General features: G+C 70.9%; 14 protein-coding genes. 10 read left to right on the top strand and 4 right to left on the bottom strand.

From position 1 onward, the window contains the following. Nucleotides 1-85: 85 nt before the first annotated feature. A complete protein-coding gene (locus tag ACFPCV_RS15675) occupies nt 86-658 on the bottom strand; it encodes a PadR family transcriptional regulator (RefSeq protein WP_378056858.1) in 573 nt (190 codons plus the stop codon). Nucleotides 659-923: 265 nt separating this feature from the next. On the opposite strand from ACFPCV_RS15675, the gene ACFPCV_RS15670 reads away from it, so the two are divergent. From ACFPCV_RS15670 to ACFPCV_RS15660, 3 genes are all read left to right on the top strand, one after another. Then, entirely contained in the window at nt 924-1,328 is a 405-nt protein-coding gene (locus tag ACFPCV_RS15670) for a DUF5318 domain-containing protein (RefSeq protein ID WP_378056857.1), read from the top strand. An 82-nt stretch (nt 1,329-1,410) separates the two neighbouring features. After that, a complete protein-coding gene (locus tag ACFPCV_RS15665) occupies nt 1,411-4,299 on the top strand; it encodes a transglycosylase domain-containing protein (RefSeq protein ID WP_378056856.1) in 2,889 nt (962 codons plus the stop codon). Between the two features lie 92 nt (nt 4,300-4,391). After that, nucleotides 4,392-5,972: a glycosyltransferase family 87 protein gene (locus tag ACFPCV_RS15660; protein ID WP_378056855.1), complete on the top strand. Its 1,581-nt coding sequence runs from the start codon at nt 4,392-4,394 to the stop codon at nt 5,970-5,972. A gap of 414 nt (nt 5,973-6,386) precedes the next feature. Here the strand turns inward: ACFPCV_RS15660 and ACFPCV_RS15655 are convergent, their stop codons facing one another. Beyond that, nucleotides 6,387-7,844, bottom strand: coding sequence for a glycosyltransferase family 87 protein (locus ACFPCV_RS15655; protein WP_378056854.1), 1,458 nt, complete (start codon nt 7,842-7,844; stop codon nt 6,387-6,389). Then, nucleotides 7,841-8,611 (bottom strand): deoxyribonuclease IV, encoded by a 771-nt coding sequence (locus ACFPCV_RS15650; RefSeq protein WP_378056853.1) that lies wholly within the window; start codon nt 8,609-8,611, stop codon nt 7,841-7,843. Before ACFPCV_RS15650 ends, ACFPCV_RS15655 begins: the two co-directional genes overlap by 4 nt. A 190-nt stretch (nt 8,612-8,801) precedes the next feature. On the opposite strand from ACFPCV_RS15650, the gene ACFPCV_RS15645 reads away from it, so the two are divergent. The 7 genes from ACFPCV_RS15645 (at nt 8,802) to ACFPCV_RS15615 (ending at nt 14,394) form a co-directional block, all read left to right on the top strand. After that, nucleotides 8,802-9,824, top strand: coding sequence for a hypothetical protein (locus ACFPCV_RS15645; RefSeq protein ID WP_378056852.1), 1,023 nt, complete (start codon nt 8,802-8,804; stop codon nt 9,822-9,824). Nucleotides 9,825-9,897: 73 nt separating this feature from the next. Beyond that, on the top strand, nt 9,898-10,194 hold the full coding sequence (rpsF, locus tag ACFPCV_RS15640; protein WP_378056851.1) for a 30S ribosomal protein S6: 297 nt from the start codon (nt 9,898-9,900) through the stop codon (nt 10,192-10,194). Nucleotides 10,195-10,211: 17 nt separating this feature from the next. Continuing rightward, complete coding sequence (locus tag ACFPCV_RS15635) at nt 10,212-10,712, top strand: single-stranded DNA-binding protein (protein WP_378056850.1); 501 nt, start codon at nt 10,212-10,214, stop codon at nt 10,710-10,712. 42 nt (nt 10,713-10,754) lie between these two features. After that, entirely contained in the window at nt 10,755-11,015 is a 261-nt protein-coding gene (gene rpsR / locus ACFPCV_RS15630; RefSeq protein WP_378056849.1) for a 30S ribosomal protein S18, read from the top strand. Between the two features lie 14 nt (nt 11,016-11,029). Further along, the gene (gene rplI, locus ACFPCV_RS15625) at nt 11,030-11,482 is read left to right on the top strand and encodes a 50S ribosomal protein L9 (RefSeq protein ID WP_378056848.1); all 453 of its coding nucleotides are present in this window, start codon (nt 11,030-11,032) and stop codon (nt 11,480-11,482) included. A gap of 466 nt (nt 11,483-11,948) precedes the next feature. Further along, entirely contained in the window at nt 11,949-13,328 is a 1,380-nt protein-coding gene (dnaB, locus tag ACFPCV_RS15620; RefSeq protein WP_378056847.1) for a replicative DNA helicase, read from the top strand. Nucleotides 13,329-13,650: 322 nt separating this feature from the next. Continuing rightward, nucleotides 13,651-14,394 carry a hypothetical protein gene (locus ACFPCV_RS15615; protein WP_378056846.1) on the top strand — a complete coding sequence of 248 codons (744 nt, stop codon included), beginning with the start codon at nt 13,651-13,653 and terminating at the stop codon, nt 14,392-14,394. Between the two features lie 85 nt (nt 14,395-14,479). On the opposite strand, the gene ACFPCV_RS15610 is transcribed toward ACFPCV_RS15615, so the two are convergent. Continuing rightward, nucleotides 14,480-18,736 (bottom strand): hypothetical protein, encoded by a 4,257-nt coding sequence (locus tag ACFPCV_RS15610; RefSeq protein ID WP_378056845.1) that lies wholly within the window; start codon nt 18,734-18,736, stop codon nt 14,480-14,482. Between the last annotated feature and the right edge of the window lie 37 nt (nt 18,737-18,773).

The raw sequence follows: 18,773 nt of genomic DNA, 5'->3' as shown, positions 1-18,773 counted from the left end.
TCCTTCTCCCTGTGTGAACCACGACTCCCGAGTCGCGGTGGTCCGAAGTCGCAGATCCGCACTGACCTGCCGGTGTCCAGCGCTGTCACTCGACGCCGTCCTGCCGTTCCCTGTGTTCCCGCTGCTCGGTCGCGATCAGCTCGTTGAGCCAGCGGACCTCCCGCTCGCTGTGTTCGAGCCCGAGCCGGTGGAGCTCCCTGGTGTAGCGGTCGATCTGCTCACCGGCCCGCGACACCGAGGAGCGCAGCCCTTCGCGGCGTTCCTCCACCCGGCGCCTGCGGCCTTCGAGGATGCGCATCCGCACCTCGGCAGGCGTGCGGGAGAAGAACGCCATGTGCACGCCGAACCCCTCGTCGTCGTAGGCCTGGGGGCCCACGTCGGCGAGCATCTCGGCGAAGCGCTCCTTGCCTTCGGCGGTGAGCTTGTAGACCCGCTTGGCGCGTTTGCCCCACGAGCGGGCGGCGCGTTCGTCCTCTGGTTCCCGCTGGCCGTCGTCCTCGACGATCAGGCCGGCCTTCAGCAGCCTGCGCAACGTCGGGTAGAGCGAGCCGTAGGAGAACGCGCGGAGCGTGCCGAGCATGTCGAACAGCCGTTTACGCAGCTCATAGCCGTGCATGGGGGCCTCGTGCAACAAGCCGAGGATCGCGAACTCCAGCATCGCGGGCCCCCTTTCGTGTGCACTGACCTACTGGCTCACTATATCGCTCCGATACATCAGAGTGGTATCCCAGAGGTGGACGTGGCAGTGATCACGCCTTCTCAGGACACGGTGGCGTCTCGGTTCGGTCACAGCGCAACCGCAGGTCACGGCCGTTGACAAACGGTGACCACGTCTCTTCTTCAACGCAGAGTGGCGACGGCACCGCGCGCCGTGTGCCAATCAGCGCATGGACGTGATAACGGTGCCGCGTAGGCTGTGCCCCGTGCGTACACAGCGGCAGGTGGTCGACTACGCGTTGCAGCGCAAGGCGCTGCTCGCGGAGGTGCACTCCGGTCGTGTCGGCACGATGGACGTGTGCGACGCGAACCCGTACCTGCTGCGCGCCGCCAAGTTCCACGGTGAACCCAGTGACGTGACCTGCCCGGTCTGCCGCAAGGAGCCGGTGACGAAGGTGTCCTGGGTCTACGGTGACGAGCTCAAGCACGCGTCGGGCTCGGCGCGCGCGCCGGAGGAACTCGTGCGGATGGCGGCGCTGTTCACCGAGTTCACTGTGTACGCCGTCGAGGTCTGCCGCACCTGTGGATGGAACCACCTGGTGCAGTCATACGTCCTGGGGACGGGTGGACTCGACACCCGTAAGCCACGGAGGAGGACAGCGGCGGAGTGAAACCGACGGTTCTGCCTGCTCAGCCGCCGATTACCGCCATGCGGCGCACGCTGCCATGCGCTGCTCTGGGAGGCCTGTTCACGTGAACGACCATCGCAACCACCGGTACCGCGAGAGCGGCCCGGCATGGCCGACTGGTGACGATCCGGACCCGCGCGCGTCCGGCAGGGCCGGACAGGAGGAGTCCCAGGAGCGCACCGGCTTCTGGAGCCCCCTGTGGGAGGACGACGACGAGCCAGCAGGCCGGCCCGCGAACGGGCACGGCCGCGGCGGGCACCCGAACGGGCACGGCCGCCACGAGGCCGCGAGCAACGGCAGGCCCCGCCACGAGGCCGCCGACAGCGGCGCGAACGGTCACCGCTGGCCGGACGCCGACGCGGGCGACCGCCGCTGGCCCGACGCCGAGCCGCCGCCCGCCGCCCCGCCGCGTCCCGCACCGCCGCGCCCGGCCCCGCGTTCTTCGGGACCGGTGTGGCCCAGCGGTGACCCTGGCGCCCCCGGCGCCCGCAGGCCGGGTGGCCCGCACACGCCACCGCCGGGCGCGGGCTTCCCGAACGGTGCCCCCGGCCCGAACGGCGCCCGCCCGCCGGCAGGCCCGGCCACCCGCGTCGTGCGGCCGCGGCCCGCGGGCCCGCCGCGCCCCGGTGCTCCGGCAGGCCCCGAAGCGGAGGGCCCGACCGAGCTGCTGCCGCCCGTGCACCGCGGCACCGGCCCCGAGCCACAGCTGCTCACGCACCGCGAGCCGGACTACGACGAGGACCTCAACGACGACCCGGACCTCTACTACGACGACGAGGACGAGGACCGGCCGCTCGGCGCCGACGACCGCAGGCGGCGGCGCAAGAAGATCTGGCGCCGGGTGCGGCGCACGGCGTACGTGATGACCGCGCTGATGATCATCGGTCCGATCGTCGCGTTCTTCGTCGCCTACCAGGTGGTCGAGGTCCCCGACGCGCGGGCCGTCGCGGACAGCCAGGGCCAGGTCGTGACGCTGAACTACTCGCAGGGCGAGACGCTGTCGCAGATCGTGCCCGCGACCGGCACCCGGCAGATGGTGACCTACGAGCAACTGCCCGACGTGGTCAAGCACGCCGTGTACGCGGCCGAGGACGCCGACTTCGAGACCAACCCCGGCTTCGACATCACCGGTGTGCTGCGCGCGGGCTGGAACCAGGTCACCGCGGGCACCGGCGGTGGCTCCACGATCACCCAGCAGTACATCAAGAAGGCCACCGGCGACGACGACGCGAGCTACTCCCGCAAGGCCGTCGAGGTCGTCAAGGCCTACAAGATGAACAACACCTACACCAAGGAACAGATCCTCACCTCCTACCTGAACACGATCTACTTCGGCCGCAGCGCCAACGGCATCGTGGCCGCGGCCGAGGCGTACTACGACAAGGAGCTCGACGAGCTGACCGCGTCCGAGGCGGCCCTGCTCGCGGGCATGATCCAGCTTCCCGGCATGGACGACGACATGGCCTACATGGAGCGCCGCTGGAAGTTCGTGATGGGCCAGATGCTGGACAAGGGCTGGATCACCGCGGAGGAGCACAAGGCCGCGACGTTCCCCGGTGACGCCCTCCGGCCCAAGGACGAGGCCCGTCCGGACGCCGCGACCGGCCCCGCCGCGCACATCCAGACGGCCGTGCTCAAGGAGGCCGAGGCGGCCGGCTACCCGCTGGAGACGTTGCGGCGGAAGGGTTACCGTATCCAGACCACGATCCACAAGGGCGCGCAGGCCACCGCGGAGGCGGCCATCCAGGACACCCTGGACGGCGAGCCCGCGAACCTGTTCCCCGGCATGGTGGTGGTCGACCCGAAGAACGGCGAGGTGCTCGCCTACTACGGCGGCAAGGACGGCAACGGTCTCGACTGGGCGAAGGTACCGCAGGAGCCCGGCTCGTCGTTCAAGCCGTTCGACCTGGTCGCGTTGCTCGAGAAGGGCAAGGGGCTCGGCGAGACCTACGACGGGCGGACCGACCGGATCCTGGGCGGCCGCAAGGTCCGCAACGCCAGCGGCGCCTCCTGCGGCGAGAACTGCACGGTCGCGCTGGCGATGAAGAAGTCGATCAACACGGTGTTCTACGACATCGCGCTGAACGAGGTCGGCACGAAGAACGTGGCCGAGGCCGCGCGCAAGGCGGGCATCACCTCACCGCTCATGCCGGAGGGCGGCGGGAACCCGGACGCCAACATCTCCATCGGCGGCGGCAAGACGCAAGTCAGCACCTACGAGATGGCGTCGGCGTACGCGACGTTCGCCTCCGGCGGCATCTACCACAAGCCGCACCTGATCAAGGCGATCCTCGGGCCGGAGGGCGAGACGGTGTGGCGGCCCGACCAGAAGACGATCGACGGCCAGCTCGCGTTCGACGCGGGCAACCCCGAGCGCAACCGGCAGATCGCGCGGAACGTGACCGAGTCGCTGCTGCCGATCCCGGAGTACTCCGACATCGGGTGCGACGACAACCGCCCGTGCGCGGGCAAGACCGGCACGCACCAGTACCGCGACACCGAGGACAACGCCAAGGCCTGGATGGTGGGCTACACCCCGCAGATCTCGGTCGCGGTGTCCCTCGCCGCCGAGGAGAACCGGAAACAGGTGCCGCTGAAGGACAAGAACGGCGCGATCATCTATGGCTCCGGTCTCCCGGGGGAGATCTGGCAGGCGTTCATGAACAGCTGGCTCGAGAAGGCCGACAAGATGACGTTCGGCAAGTACGAGCCGATCGGCAAGACCGCGTCGGAGGGCGAGAAGTCCGACGACGACGACCGGGACGGCGACCGGGGCAACCAGCGCTCTTCGGACAAGCCGCCGTCGAAGACCAAGACGAAGACCAACACGCCGAGCAGCCCGACGACCGAGTCGTCGGAAACCGAAACGGAAACCACGACCGACACGTCGGACACCGATGAGCCGGGCGGGCCGCCCCTCCCGACGTTCGGCCGACCACCGGGCGACAACTGACAAGCTGACAGAGGCCCCCGAGCGGGGCCTCTGTCCGTTTCCGGGGAGAGGCGCACGGCCGGACGATCACCGGGCCCCGTAGCATCGCGGCCGTGCCAGGCGAAAGGGAGCCAGACGACGCGGCGGACGGCGCCGCCGAGGTCAGCGACACCGCGACGCTGCGCCCGGCGGACCGCGTGATCCCGACGTGGACCGAACCGCTGGCACGGGCGGGCAGCGCACCGATCGGCGGCCCACTCGGCGCGCACGCCGCGATCGGCCGCCACTGGTTCTGGACACCGCTGCGGGTGGCGCTGCTGATCGCCGTGATCGCACTGACCATCGGCTGGTTCGGCAAGGCCGCGTGCGTGCAGCAGTACTACAACGAGGAAACCAAGCAACTGGAGCTGGACTGGCGGTCGAACCGCCCGTTCACCGCCATGTGCTACTCGGACATCGTCCCGCTGTACTCCGCGGAACAGCTGGACAAGGGCGGCTTCCCGTACCGGACCAGCTGGTACGACGACGCGGGCAAGCCGACCGAGCACCAGCGCTGGATGGAGTACCCGGTGCTGACCGGCCTCTTCCAGTGGGTGAACGCCAAGCTGACCGACGGCTGGCTGAGGGTCGCCGAGTCCGGCTGGCTGCCGACCGGCCTGGCCGTCACCGTGTTCTTCGACATCTCCGCCTTCTGGCTGGCGCTGGCGTGGCTGGTGACGATCTGGGCGGTCACCAGAACCGCCCGCCGCCGCCCGTGGGACGCGGTGCTGGTCGCCGCGTCGCCCCTGGTCATGGTGCACGCGTTCACCAACTTCGACACCCTGGCCACCGCGTGCGCGGCCACGGCCCTGCTCGCATGGGCACGAAAACGCCCGCTCCTGGCAGGGGTCCTGCTGGGCATCGGCGGCGCGGTGAAGCTGTATCCCCTGTTCCTGCTCGGCGCGCTGCTGGTGCTCTGTGTCCGGGCTGGCAGGATGCGGGCGTTCACGACGACGGTGCTCGCCGCGCTGGTGACGTGGGCGGTGGTGAACCTGCCCATCGCCCTGCTCTACCCGAGGGGCTGGTGGGAGTTCTTCCACCGCAACAGCCTCCGCGGCGCCGACCCGGACTCGCTGTACAACGTGGTCGCCCAGTTCACCGGCTGGCAGGGCTTCGACGGCCCGCTGGCGTTCGGCGAGACCCCGACGGTCCTCAACATCGTGACCGCGGCCCTGTTCCTGTTGTGCTGCGCTGGCGTCGCGTTCATCGCACTGCACGCCCCGACCAGGCCGAGGGTGGCGCAGCTGGCGTTCCTCGTGGTGGCGGCGTTCCTGGTGACCAACAAGGTGTGGAGCCCGCAGTACTCGCTGTGGCTGGTCCCGCTGGCGGTGCTCGCGATCCCGAGATGGCGCCTGCTGCTCGCGTGGATGACCGTCGACGCCCTGGTCTGGGCGCCCCGGATGATGTTCTACCTCGGCGACGACAAGAAGGGCCTGCCGATCGACTGGTTCCTGTCGTTCGTGGTGCTCCGCGACCTCGTGGTGCTCGGCCTGTGCGCCCTCGTCATCCACGAGATCTACCACCCGGCCCGCGACCTGGTCAGGGCCGCGGGCGACGACGACCCGGCGGGCGGGGTGCTGGACGGCGCCCCGGACCGGGTCGTCATGAAGGGCCGTCGCCGCAGGACCGAGGAGGAAGTCCCGGAACCGGCGTGAGGGGGCCCGGGCTTTGGCGTGGCAATGCCCTGAAAGGCGCGTTCAGGACGCTGAGCGCCCTGAACGGCCCATTCACGGCATTTGGCTGCCCCTGCGGGGCTCGCCCGCTGTGGACAACTGCCCAGCCTGTGGACAACTCGGTCCGCGACGGCCGGGAACGTCGGTGGTCGCGCGTACGCCGGCAACCGGGGGCCGGAGGGCGCCCCCACGTCGTCAGGCGGGCGGAAGTCGTTGCGGGGCCCGGGTTTCGAGCAGGTGCCAGGGCGGCGGGCTTGGCCTCCGGCCCCCTCGAACCACGCTACCGGAGGGCACCGACAGGATCGGGCTCGCCGGGACCGGGCCTGTGGACAACTCGGCGGGTCCGGAGCTTCAGGGGGCCTTCCGTTGTCGCCGTGCGCGGACGAAAGCCGACGCTCAGACTGTCAGGCGTTCCCGGTCGTCCCGAAATGTCTCCCTCGCCGTGAGGAACGCGCAGAACAGGCCGACGAGCAGCGCTGCCCTGCCCCACACGCCGATCATCACCGCCTGCGCGGAGAAGCCGTCGAAGATGTCGCCGTGCTCGCCGTAGAAAATCTCGTAGTACCAGCGGAAGATGCCGATGCCCATCGCGAGGTCGGCCACCAGGTACGCCAGGATCCAGCCCCACCTGATCCGCAGCAGCACGAACATCGGGATCAGCCACAGCGTGTACTGCGGCGAGTGGACCTTGTGGAGCAGCAGGAACCCGCACAGCATCGCCGCGGACACCGGCAACCACGGATACGTGCCCTCCCGCTGGTAGCGCATCCAGCCGATGCCGCACGCGACGACGAACGAGATCATCATCAGCAGCGGCGACAGGACCCCGATCAGCTCCTGCACCGGCGCGTTGTCCGGGTTGGAGTCCGGGCGCAGGCCCCAGAACCAGATGGAGTTCGTCGTGATGTCGGCCTTGCGCAGCAGCTGGAAGGTGAACGACGCGCGCCAGCCCTCGAAGCCCGCCACCATGAACGGGATGTTCACCGCCACCGCGGTGCCGAGCGCGACTCCGGCGATGCGCAGCGCGCCCTTCCAGTCCGGGCCCGCGCGGCCGGGGGACTCCGCGCCGCCCCGGCCGCCGGTCAGCACGTAGAGCATCAGCGGCAACACGAAGATGGCCGGGTACACCTTGAACGCGAACCCCAGCCCCAGCAGCACCGCGGCGACCGTCGCGCGCGTCAGCAGGGGACGGTCGGCGCCGCGTCTGCCCCACCCCCTGTGCACCACGTAGAACGCCGCCGTGGCGCACAGGACGACCGGCAGTTCCCAGTTGTGGAACGCGTACAGCACCAGCGGCGGGCTGATCGCCCACAGCAGGGCACGCCACCCGGACATGCGTCCCAGCAGCCACGCCGTGGCCAGGCCGAACGGGGCCAGCAGCAGCGCCGAGTACAGCAGGAAGTCCGCGTCGGTGCTCGCGAAGATCGCCGAAGCCCAGATGAACACGCCGGTCAGCACCGGGTACTCGACGACACCGCCGATGGGCTGGCCGTCCTCGGTGAGGCTGCCGTGCACGTACGGGAACACGTGCCGGTCGATGTCCCGGCCGATCCACAGCGTCTGGATGTCCGAGTAGCAGACGTCCTGGTACCGCCGCTTGTCGAAGTCCGGCTGGCTGCGGCCGTACTCGTCGAACCGGGGGCCCGTGCAGCGGTCCTTGTTGACGAACCCGAGCACCAGCGTGATCCCGCACAGCACCGTCAGCACGATCAGGCCGAACGAGGTCAGGCGGGCACCGGCTCCCGGCCGGCCTGCGGAACCGTCCGCCGCCGCGCCCACCTCCTCGGGCACCTCGTCCTCTCCTGACCCCGGCCGCGACTCGGGCGCCGCCGCGCCGGCCGGCACGGTACTCACCGACCCATGGCCTCACGCAGGAACGCGATGTCGTCGGCCTGCCCGTCCGCGGGGGTCTCCACCACCACGGGCGCGCCTGCCTCCTTCACGACGGCGGCGAGCTGTTCGGCATCGATCATGCCAGTCGCGATGTTCGCGTGCCGGTCCCGAGACGAGCCGAACTCGTCGCGGGAGCTGTTGAGGTGCACGAGGTCGATGCGGCCGGTGATGCCCCTGACCCGCTCGACGATGCCGACCAGGTCCTCACCGGCGGCGAACGCGTGGCAGGTGTCGAGGCAGAAGCCCGCGCCGAACTCGCCGACCTGGTCCCACAGCCGGGCCAGCATGTCGAAGCGGCGTGCCATGGCGTTGTCGCCGCCCGCGGTGTTCTCGATGAGGACGGGCAGCGGGAAGCCACCGGCCTCGGCCTGGCGCTCGAAGAACTTCCGCCAGTTGGCGAGGCCCGCGGCCGGTTCCTCGCCCTGCGTCACGTGACCGCCGTGCACGATCAGCCCCTTCGCCCCGCTCCTCGCCGCCGACTCGGCGTACTGCGTGACCGTCTTTCGGGACGGGATGCGGATCCGGTTGTTCGTCGACGCGATGTTCACCGGATAGGGCGAGTGGACGAACACGTCGATACCCGCCTCGCGCAGCGCGTCCGCCTGTGGGTGGGGCGGCTGCGCCTTCCAGCTCTGGGGGTCGCCGAGGAAGAACTGCACGACGTCCGCCTTGCGGTCCCGTGCGGCGCCGAGGGGGTCGTCGCTGTGGATGTGGGCGCCGATGCTCATGGCCCGCGAGCGTAGTCGGCCGCACCGACACAAAGTGGAGGTGTCCGGCCTACACCCGGCCGTGTGCGTTGTTGGGCCGGATGGTGTAACCGCTTACTTCTGGTCGCGGATTTGCCTGGTCACCGTCACCGAGCCGGGTTACGGTCGTTGAACCTGTAGGTGTTACCCGCGAGTACCAGGAGGGACGAGCATGCGCAGGCGCCTGAAGAGCCTTGCCACCGCGGTCGCGCTCGTCCTGAGCATGTCGGCGGCAGGGCTCCTGGCCGGCAGCGGCACCGCCGCCGCGGCCGAGCCGATCGTCATCGGCTCCTGCGCCGCCTCGGTCGAGGGCAGCCCGGGCCAGCCCGTCTCGCTCGCACCGGCCGCCGTGCTCGGCGTCGTGACCGACGCGGTCCGCGCCGTGCCGGTACTCGGGCCACCGCTCGCGGGTGCGGCCAACCAGGCCTTCGCCGCCCTGCCACCCATCCCGATCGGCGCCCTGCCGACCGGCAAGGGCTACATCACCGGCGGCACGATCGCGAACGCCGTGACCGCCGAGCTGAAGAAGATCCCGCTGCTCGGGCCCGTGCTCGCGGCGGTCGTGAAGACCGTGCAGGGCGTGCTGAGCCTGGGCTGCGGCGTGACCGTCAACGGCGTCAACGCGGTGTCCGCACCCGTCCAGGACGGCGCGGACGCGGTCGCGGACACCTCCGAGCAGGTCACCGCGAAGGTCATCGAGAGCATCCCCGGCCTGCCCGGCGCGCCGGGCGGCGGCGGGGGCGGCGGCACGAACAACCCGGGCACGAACGATCCCGGCAACCCCGGCACGAACGACCCCGGCACCGGCGGCGGCATGCCCGCCCCCAACCAGCCGCCGCTCGGCGGGCTCTCCGGCGTCGGCCTCGACCTCTACCAGCCGGGCCTGTCGAACTTCGGCCGCTGGCCCATGGCCGACTACTCGAACATCCCGTTCGCCCGCGCCGGCCTGTGGGCGCCCTCGCCCGGCGTCCGGTACGGCGGCGGCGTGCCCGGCTACTCACCCGAGTTCGGCATCGTCGGCGACACACCGCCCGACGACGGCGTTTCCGTCGCCGGCCGCGCGGAGGCCATCGACCCGCCCGCCGGTCAGCGCGTGGAACTGCCCGTGCTGCTCGCGGTGCTGGCACTGTCGTGCGTGATGGCCGCGCTGGTCCGCACGTGGGTCCTGCGCAGGGCCCCCCGGCCCGCCCTGTAGCCTGTCCCGAGCAAGACCCCTCCTGCCACGGAGAGTCCGTGGCCGCCGAGTCCACAGGAGGTGAGTGGTCTTCATGCGTCATTACGAGGTAATGGTCATCCTCGATCCCACTTTGGACGAGCGGACCGTGCAGCCGACCCTCGACACCTTCCTCAACGTGATCCGCACTTCCGGCGGGAACGTGGAGAAGGTCGAGGTGTGGGGCAAGCGCCGTCTCTCGTTCGAGATCAAGAAGCACACCGAGGGCATCTACGCCGTGCTCGACGTGAACTCCGATCCCGATGCGGTCAAGGAGCTCGACCGCCAGCTGGGCCTCCAGGAGTCGGTGCTGCGGACTAAGGTCATGCGGCGCGACACCGCGGGGGCCTGAACACCGGAGGTAACAACATGGCCGGCGACACGATCATCACCGTTATCGGCAACCTGACCGCGGACCCCGAGCTGCGCTTCACGCAGTCCGGCGCGGCGGTCGCCAACTTCACGGTGGCGTCGACACCCCGCACCCTCGACCGCCAGAGCGGCGAGTGGAAGGACGGCGAAGCCCTCTTCCTCCGGTGCAACATCTGGCGGCAGGCCGCGGAGAACGTGGCGGAGTCACTCACGCGCGGCGCCCGCGTCATCGTCAGCGGCAGGCTCAAGCAGCGGTCCTTCGAGACCCGTGAGGGCGAGAAGCGCACCGTCGTGGAGCTCGAGGTCGACGAGATCGGTCCGTCACTGCGCTACGCCACCGCGAAGGTCAACAAGGTGGCCCGCGGCAGTGGTGGTGGCGGCGGCGGTTTCGGTGGTGGCGGCGGCGGCGGTGGCGGCAGCGCCCCGGCCGACGACCCGTGGGGCTCGGCCCCGCCCGCCGGTGCCAGTGGCGGGTTCTCGGACGAGCCGCCGTTCTGACCAACAGCTTCTTTCGGATAGACCAGACTCAGGAGTAATACCGTGGCCAAGCCACCCATTCGCAAGCCGAAGAAGAAGGTTTGCGTGTTCTGCAAGGCGGAGAAGAAGGCCAAGAGCAAGGCCGACCTGCAGGACATCGACTACAAGGACACCACGCTGCTGCGGAAGTACATCTCCGACCGCGGCAAGATCCGTGCCCGCCGGGTCACCGGCAACTGCAGCCAGCACCAGCGTGACGTCGCCATCGCGGTGAAGAACGCGCGTGAGATGGCTCTGCTGCCCTACACCTCGACCGCGCGCTGATCTGAGGAGTCACGATGAAGCTCATCCTCACCGCTGATGTCGCGGGCCTCGGTGGCCCCGGCGACATCGTCGAGGTCAAGGACGGCTACGGCCGCAACTACCTGCTGCCGCGGTCACTCGCGATCGTCGCCTCCAAGGGCGCCGAGAAGCAGGTGCAGACCATCCGCCGTGCGCAGCGGGCCAGGGCCATCCGTGGCCTCGACCACGCGCAGGAGGTCAAGGCCGCGATCGAGAAGATCGAGCCGGTGCAGCTGAAGGCCAAGGCCGCCGCCGGTTCCGGCAAGCTGTTCGGTTCGGTCACCACGGCCGACATCGTGTCCGCGGTCAAGGCCGCGGGCGGTCCGGTGCTGGACAAGCGTGCGGTCGAGCTGTCCGGTCACATCAAGACCGTCGGCAGGCACTCGGTCAACGTGCGCCTGCACCCCGAGGTCACCGTCGCGTTCAAGCTCGAGGTCACGGCCTCCTGAGCGAAGCTCGCGCAGCGAACGTCCGCTGCCGGGGCACCTCGAACTATCGACGGAGAGTAACCAGCAACGCGTCAGCCCCGTGTCGGGTACACCACTCGACCGGGGCTGACGGGTGTTCTGTCGCTCCGGTTCGACGACACGCCGAGCGTGCGGCTTCCGCCCGACACGCCGGTGCTTCACCGGTTGGTTTTTCCACAACCTGTACACAGCCCTTGATCAGGGGTTTCTTTGGCGATGACGTGGGCTGTCCCCAGGTTATCCCCAGGCCGCCCACCGGGCTGTGACTCGTTGCCGCGAACCATCCCCAGGTCTGTCCACAGGGCTGTTTGCGGGCTGGGCGGAAGGGCCCTAGGTTCCGCTTGTCCCGCTGGCTCTGCGTGCGCGGATCACGGTGCCTTGCCGTCGTCGCCGAGGGTGCATAATGTTGGTAGTCGAACATCTGTTCGACAGATGAGGGGGCATTTCGGTGGCTCTGACCGATGACCGGACGGCCGCGGCCGGCCCTCCGGACGGCGGCAACGGCTTCGACCGGCAGCCACCCCAGGACCTCACCGCCGAACAGAGCGTGCTCGGCGGCATGATGCTGTCCAAGGACGCGATCGCCGACGTCGTCGAGGTCCTGCGCCCCGGCGACTTCTACCGGCCCGCGCACCAGCTGGTGTACGACTGCATCCTCGACCTGTACAGCCGAGGCGAGCCCGCCGACGCCGTGACCGTGGCCGCCGAACTGGAGCGCCGCGGCGAGATCCGCAGGGTCGGCGGCGCCCCGTACCTGCACACGCTGATCGCGACGGTGCCGACCGCCGCGAACGCCAGCTACTACGCGGAGATCGTCGCCGAGAAGTCGACACTGCGCAGGCTCGTCGAGGCGGGCACCCGGATCGTGCAGCTCGGCTACGCGGGCGCCGAGGGCGCGGACATCAACGAGATCGTCGATCGCGCCCAGTCGGCGATCTACGACGTCACCGAACGCCGCACGACCGAGGACTACGTGGCGCTGGAGGAACTCCTCCAGCCGACGATGGACGAGATCGACGCGATCGCCTCCCGCGGCGGCACCTCGCTCGGCGTCCCCACGGGTTTCGCCGACCTGGAGGCCGTGACCAACGGCCTGCACCCCGGCCAGATGATCATCGTCGCGGCACGTCCCGGGATTGGCAAGTCGACCTTGGGACTGGATTTCGCCAGGTCGTGTTCGGTGACGCACGGGATGACCAGCGTCATCTTCTCGCTGGAGATGAGCCGTACCGAGATCGTCATGCGCATGTTGTCGGCCGAGGCGAAGATCCGGCTGCAGGACATGCGTGGCGGTCGCATGACCGACGACGACTGGACCAGGCTCGCGCGGCGGATGAGTGAGATCAGCGAGGCGCCGCTGTTCGTGGACGACTCGCCGAACATGACGATGATGGAGATCCGCGCGAAGGCGCGGCGGCTCAAGCAGCGGCACGACCTGAAGCTGGTGGTCGTGGACTACATGCAGCTGATGACCTCCGGCAAGCGGGTCGAGTCGCGGCAGCAGGAGGTCTCGGAGTTCTCGCGGCAGCTGAAGCTGCTCGCCAAGGAGCTCGAGGTGCCGGTGGTCGCGATCAGCCAGCTGAACCGCGGTCCGGAACAACGCACCGACAAGCGCCCGATGCTGTCCGACCTGCGTGAGTCCGGCTCCCTGGAGCAGGACGCGGACATGGTCATCCTGATCAACCGCCCGGACGCCTTCGAACGCGACGACCCGCGCGCGGGCGAGGCGGACCTGATCCTGGCCAAGCACCGTGCCGGCCCGACCGCCACCATCACCGTCGCCCACCAGCTCCACTACAGCCGCTTCGCCGACCTGGCCCAGTCCTGACCGCGTCACATACCGTGTGAGGCATGGCTGATCGGCGTGCCCCGCTCGGGCGGGTGCAGGCGTATCTCGGGCGGTGCAGTGCCGCCGAGGCGTTGGCCAACCGGGACGCGTTCGGGGCGGTCACGTTGCAGGGGGTGCACGGGCTGAGGATCGCGCGTGTGCTGGACCGGGCCGGGGAGCTGAAGGGCGTCGATCTCGACCCGGCCGCCTATCTCGCGCGGGGCAAGCCCGTCGCTCCTGTCGTGCGGGGGCAGCTGGGTTCGAGCTCGACCTTCCTGTCTTCGACTGGGTCGAGGCGCAGGCCGAGCTCGGGTTGCCCGTCGTGCGCACCGCCGGGCCACGGTTGCGGGTCGGGCAGGTGGACGAGCTCAAGGCCGAGCTGCACCGGGACTATCCCGTGCCGGTGTCGGTGACACTCGTGCTCGACGGCGGGTGGCTCGGGTCGAAGCACAGCGGGGTGCTCGCCGAGCAGTTGCGGGCCGCGGGCCGGGACGTGTCGCTCGTGTTCGGGGCGCCGTTCGACCCGGTCGACTCGTCCTACAAGGTGCAGGGGTTGCGGCGGCTGCTGCGGTGGAGCAACCGGACCGGGCGCAAGCTCGAGTTGCTGCGCACCGGGCCGATCGGGATTCCCGCTGTCGCCGCCGGGGCGAAGGTCGCCGCCATCGGGCTTTCCTCGTCGACGCGGCACCTCGGTGGTCCGGTCGCGCGGCGCGCGGACGGGGTGGTGCCCAGGCGGAGTCCGCAGGTGTTCGTTCCTCGGCTGCTGCACTGGCAGCGGGGGGTGGACCTGAAGGGCAGCGAGATCACCGACTGCTCGTGTGCCGCGTGCGCGCGGGCAGGCACCGGGTTGCAGCGGTTCGGCGTGGCCTTCGACAGTTCGGTGCCCTCGCGGGTGCGCAACGCCGCGCGGGAGCACGACCTGCACGCGCTCGCCGGGGTCGTGCGGGGTGTCGGGGCCGCCGCCGATCCCCGCGAGGAGCTGACGCGGCTGCGGCAGGACGCCCGGGAACTGGCGGAAGCGGTCGGGGTGCCGGTGCCGAAATGGCTGGGGAACTGGGACCAGTGAAAGTCGTCGAGTGTCCGGACGCGTCTTTCCGGGCATGGGAAAGGGCCCGGGAGCGCTGCTCCCGGGCCCTTTCTCGGCTACCCGGTCAGGCGATCGGGTGGGTGGTGAAGAGGTTCGCCAGCGCGGCGCGGGTCGAGTCGAGCGACGACCCGTCCAGCTCCAGCGCGGCGGCCTCGGCGGCACCCTGCCGGGTGCCGACGGCCGGGATGACCGGCAGGACCGTCGTGATGTCGGTCGGGTCGCCCGCCGCGGGGATCGCGGGGATGACCGTGGTGACGGCGTTGGCGTCGGCGGGCAGGTCCGCGCGGCCGAAGCCGAACCCACCGAACTGGCCGGCCGAGATCCCCGAGCGCGGCGCCAGCGCGGCACCGACCAGCGGCAGCTCCGGCGTCCGCGGAAGGTCCCGCTGCGCGGGCAGTGTGGTGGGCAAACCGCGCGTCGGCAGGTTGTCCAGCGCCGCGACCGGCAGCTGTCCCGACAGCGGCGCCAGGGTCCGGCCGGCGACCGACACCTTCGCCTGCGGCAGTTCACGCTGCACGGGCAGGCTCTGCGTGGGCAGGTCGTCCAGCTCCACGCCCGGCAGCGACTGACCGCTCAGCGGCAGTCCCGGGGTCTGCGGCAGGTCACGCCGCGCGGGCAGAACCTGCGTCGGCAGGTCGTCCAGCCCCGCGACCGGCAGCGGTGACCCCGGTGTCTGGGGCAGGTCACGCTGCGCGGGCAGGCCCTGCGTCGGCAGACCGCCCAATCCCGCGAGCGGCAGCGGCGTCAGCGTCTGACCACCCAGCGACACCTCCGGCGTCCCCGGCAGATCACGCTGCGCGGACAGGCCCTGGGTCGGCAGGTCGTCCAACCCGGCCACCGCCATCTCACCGCTCAGCGGCAGCTCCGGTGTCCGCGGCAGATCACGCTGCGCGGGCAGAACCTGCGTCGGCAGGTCGTCCAGCCCCGCGACCGGCAGCTCCGCCACCATCTCACCGCCCAGCGGCAACCCCGGCGTCCGCGGCAGGTCACGCTGCGCGGGCAGCGTGGTCGGCAGGCCCTGCGCCAGCAGACCGCCCAACCCCGCGAGCGGCAGCGGCGTCAGCGTCTGACCACCCAGCGACACCTCCGGCGTCCCCGGCAGATCACGCTGCGCGGACAAGTCCTGCGTCGGCAGGTCATCCAACCCAGAGACCGGCAGCTCCGCCACCATCTCACCGCCCAGCGGCAGCTCCGGCAGATCACGCTGCCCCGGCAGCGTGCCGGGCAGGCCCTGCGTCGGCAGGCTGCCCAGCCCGGTGACCGCCAGCTGTGTGGGCAGCGGCGGATCGCCCAGCGGCAGCTCCGGCGTCCGCGGAAGGTCACGCTGCGCGGGCGGCGTGGTCGGCAGACCCTGCGTCACCAGGTTGCCCAGCCCCACGACCGGCACCTGCCCGGACAGCGATCCCAGCGGGGACACGTCGTCACGGGCAGACGCGGGCAGGATCTGCGGGGCCTGCGCGAGGCCGCCGTTCACCGCAAGGTCAGCGACGTCGCCGATCCGGTCCCGGCCGGGCAGGCCGATCGTGCCTCCCGGGAGACTCGGCAGCATGCCGGTGAACGTGCCGTGGACGTCGTCGCTGGGCACGGACCGCTGCGGCGCGAACGACGGCAGCGCCGCGAACGACGGCAGCTCGGTCGGCGACAGGACGCCGGTGACCGGCAGGGTCAGGTGCGAGTCACTCTCGCCGACCTGCAGGTCGCTGTTGTTCGCGGACTCGGCCATCGCCCTGGCGAGCACGTCGACCGGCACGTCGTAGATCGGGGCGTTGACGGCGGCCGGCACGGTGTCGTCCATGCCGGACAGCGAATTGGCCGCACCGCTCGTGGTGGACGTGCCACCGACCTTGCCCTTCGTGTGGGAAAGGCCCTGTGCGTAGGAACGGCCCGCCACCGCGGTGCCGAACGGTTGCACAGCCGCGGCCGCGGGCACGTCGGCCAGGTTGCCGGACAGCACGCCCTGGTCACCGGTGGTGTCGATGTCCCCTCCTGACTCGGCATCGGTGTCGTTCGTCGCCGCCGCGGCGTTGGTCCCCCCGACCCCCGGCGCGGCGACGGCGAAGCTCTGCGCGAGCGGCAGCGCCTGCGGTGCGGCCACATTGCCAGAGCCCAGCCCGTTGCGACCGCTGGTCACGGTGTCACCACCGGCCTCGGTCTCCGTCCGCGACGCGGCGAGCGCGCGGTTGACGCCCTGCGCGGCGAAGGACTCGCCGTACACCTGGCCCGCGCCCGCGACCGGAGCGGTCACGACGTTGCCGGAGCCGGTGCCCCGCGTGCCGTCGCTGACCGAGTCGCCACCGGCCTCCATCTCGGTCTGGTTGACCGCGGCCTGCGTGCCCTTGCCGAACCCGCTGACGCCGCTCCCGAACACCTGGAACGGCATGGAGACCGGGACCTGCCCGATGTTGCCGGAACCGAGACCGGCGGTGCCGGTCGCACGATTGTCGCCGCCTGCCGAGACCTCCTCGACGGCGGATGCCTTGGCGTCCGTGGCGGCCAGCGCACCCGCGCCGTTGCCGAACAGCTGCGCGGCCGTCGCGACCGGCACGGTCACGAGGTTCGACGCCAGCACACCGTAGTCGTCGTCGGTGTTGCGGCCGCTGCCCGACTTGGTGGTCTTGGTCTCCACGGCCGCCGCCTCGGCGCCGCCACTGCCCGCCGCGGCCGCGTTGCCGTACGCCTCGCCAGGCGCGACCACCGGTACCGCGATCATGTCGCCGCCGGCCAGCGAGTCGTCACCGGTGGTGCCCGCGTGGCCGCCCGAGTGCATGACGGCGTCGTTCTGCGCGGCCGAACCCGCGTGACCACTGGCGGCCATCGAGTTCGCGAACACGTCGCCGGAGCCGGACACCGGCGCCTTGGCGACGGTGCCGGACAGGGCGCTGCCGTGGCCGCGGGTGTAGGAGGCGCCGCCCGCCGTCGAGTCGACGGCGTTCTCGCTCACCGCGGTCGCCTCGCCGACACCGGCCGCCGCGTTGCCGAAGCCCTGGACGGGCAGCGCCACGGGGGCGTCCGCGATGGCGCCGGACGCGACGGAGCCCGCGCCGGTGCTGCGGTTGGTGTCGCCCGCGTCGGTGGTGGTCGCCGCGTCGCAGGTCGCGTCGGCGGAGCCGCCGACCCCGCCTGCGTTGCCGCACAGCATGGCCGGGCCCGACGTCGCGGGCTGCACGACGTTGCCTGCCGCGAGCGCCGGTTCGCCGCTGGTCTCGACGTAGGTCGGGACGTTGTGCTTGCCGGTGCGGGTGGTGCCCGAGGTGGCGTCGGCGGTGGACTCGGTGGCGGCTGCCGCCCTGCCCAGACCCATGACCGCGTTGCCGTTGAGCCGCGCGGGCACGGCGACCGGCACGGGCACGGCGTTGCCGCCGCCGACGCTGTCCGCGCCGGTGGTGCGGATGGAACCGCCGGAGGCCGCGGCGGTGGCCGCCTCCGAGGTGGCGTCGGCGAAGCCGCCGCCCGCGACCGCGTTGCCGTCGGCCTGGACCGGCGTCGCGAACTGCGGCGCGACGACGTTGCCGCCGAGGACGCTGTGTGACCCGGCGGTGTCGATGTTGCCCGTTGCCCACGCTTCCTGCGAGGTGGTGCCCGCAGCGGACGCCTTGCCGAAGCCGGCCACGGCGTTGTTGGTGACCTGCACCGGGAGCGCCCAGTCCAGGTCCACCACGTTGCCACCGACGAAGCTGCCCGCACCGCCTGCCGCGGTGTCGCGGTACGTGCCGTAGCCGTGGTGGGAGTCGTTCGTCGTCTCGGCCTTGCCGACGAGCGCGACCGCGTTGCCGGAGAGGTCGACCGGCACGACCAGGTCGGTGTTGATCTGGTTGTCCTGTCCCGGGGTGCCACCCACCTTGTCGACGGCGGGGACGTTCACCTTGTCCAGCGAGGGGGCGGGCGGCAGCTTGTCGCCGCCTGGCAGCGTCCTCAGCTTGTCGGCGACCGGCGTGGCCTTGTCCGCGAGCGGCGCGGCGAAGTCCCGGCCCTGCTGCGGCAGCGGCGCGACGGCGCTCTGGACCTTGGTGACAGCGGGTGCGGTCGCCCTGGCGACGAGCGGGTCGGTGACCTGCGTGGCCTTCGCGACCGGCAGCGCGCCGGTGACCTGGGAGAAGTCGACTGCGACGTCCTTGTGCACTGGCTGCACGTTCTTCTGTCCGAACGGCGTGCCGAGCACGTTGTTGTCGATGTGGACGGGGACGGTGACCGAGCCGTCGAGCGGCGACGCCGGCTTGTCCGGGTTCACGTCCTCGTCGGCAGAAGCGATGCCGGTACCCAGCATCAGCAAACCACCGGTGACTAGCGCGGTCTGGAGACCGCGCTTGGCCCAGGTTTGCATCGTTGGATGCTCCTTTCGTTTTCCCTGTGAGGGGGTT

This window comes from Actinophytocola glycyrrhizae, assembly GCF_042653545.1.
GTDB classification, from domain to species: domain Bacteria; phylum Actinomycetota; class Actinomycetes; order Mycobacteriales; family Pseudonocardiaceae; genus Actinophytocola; species Actinophytocola glycyrrhizae.
The sequence above is the reverse complement of the archived record's forward strand: the minus strand, read 5'-3'. Positions and strand labels throughout refer to the sequence as shown.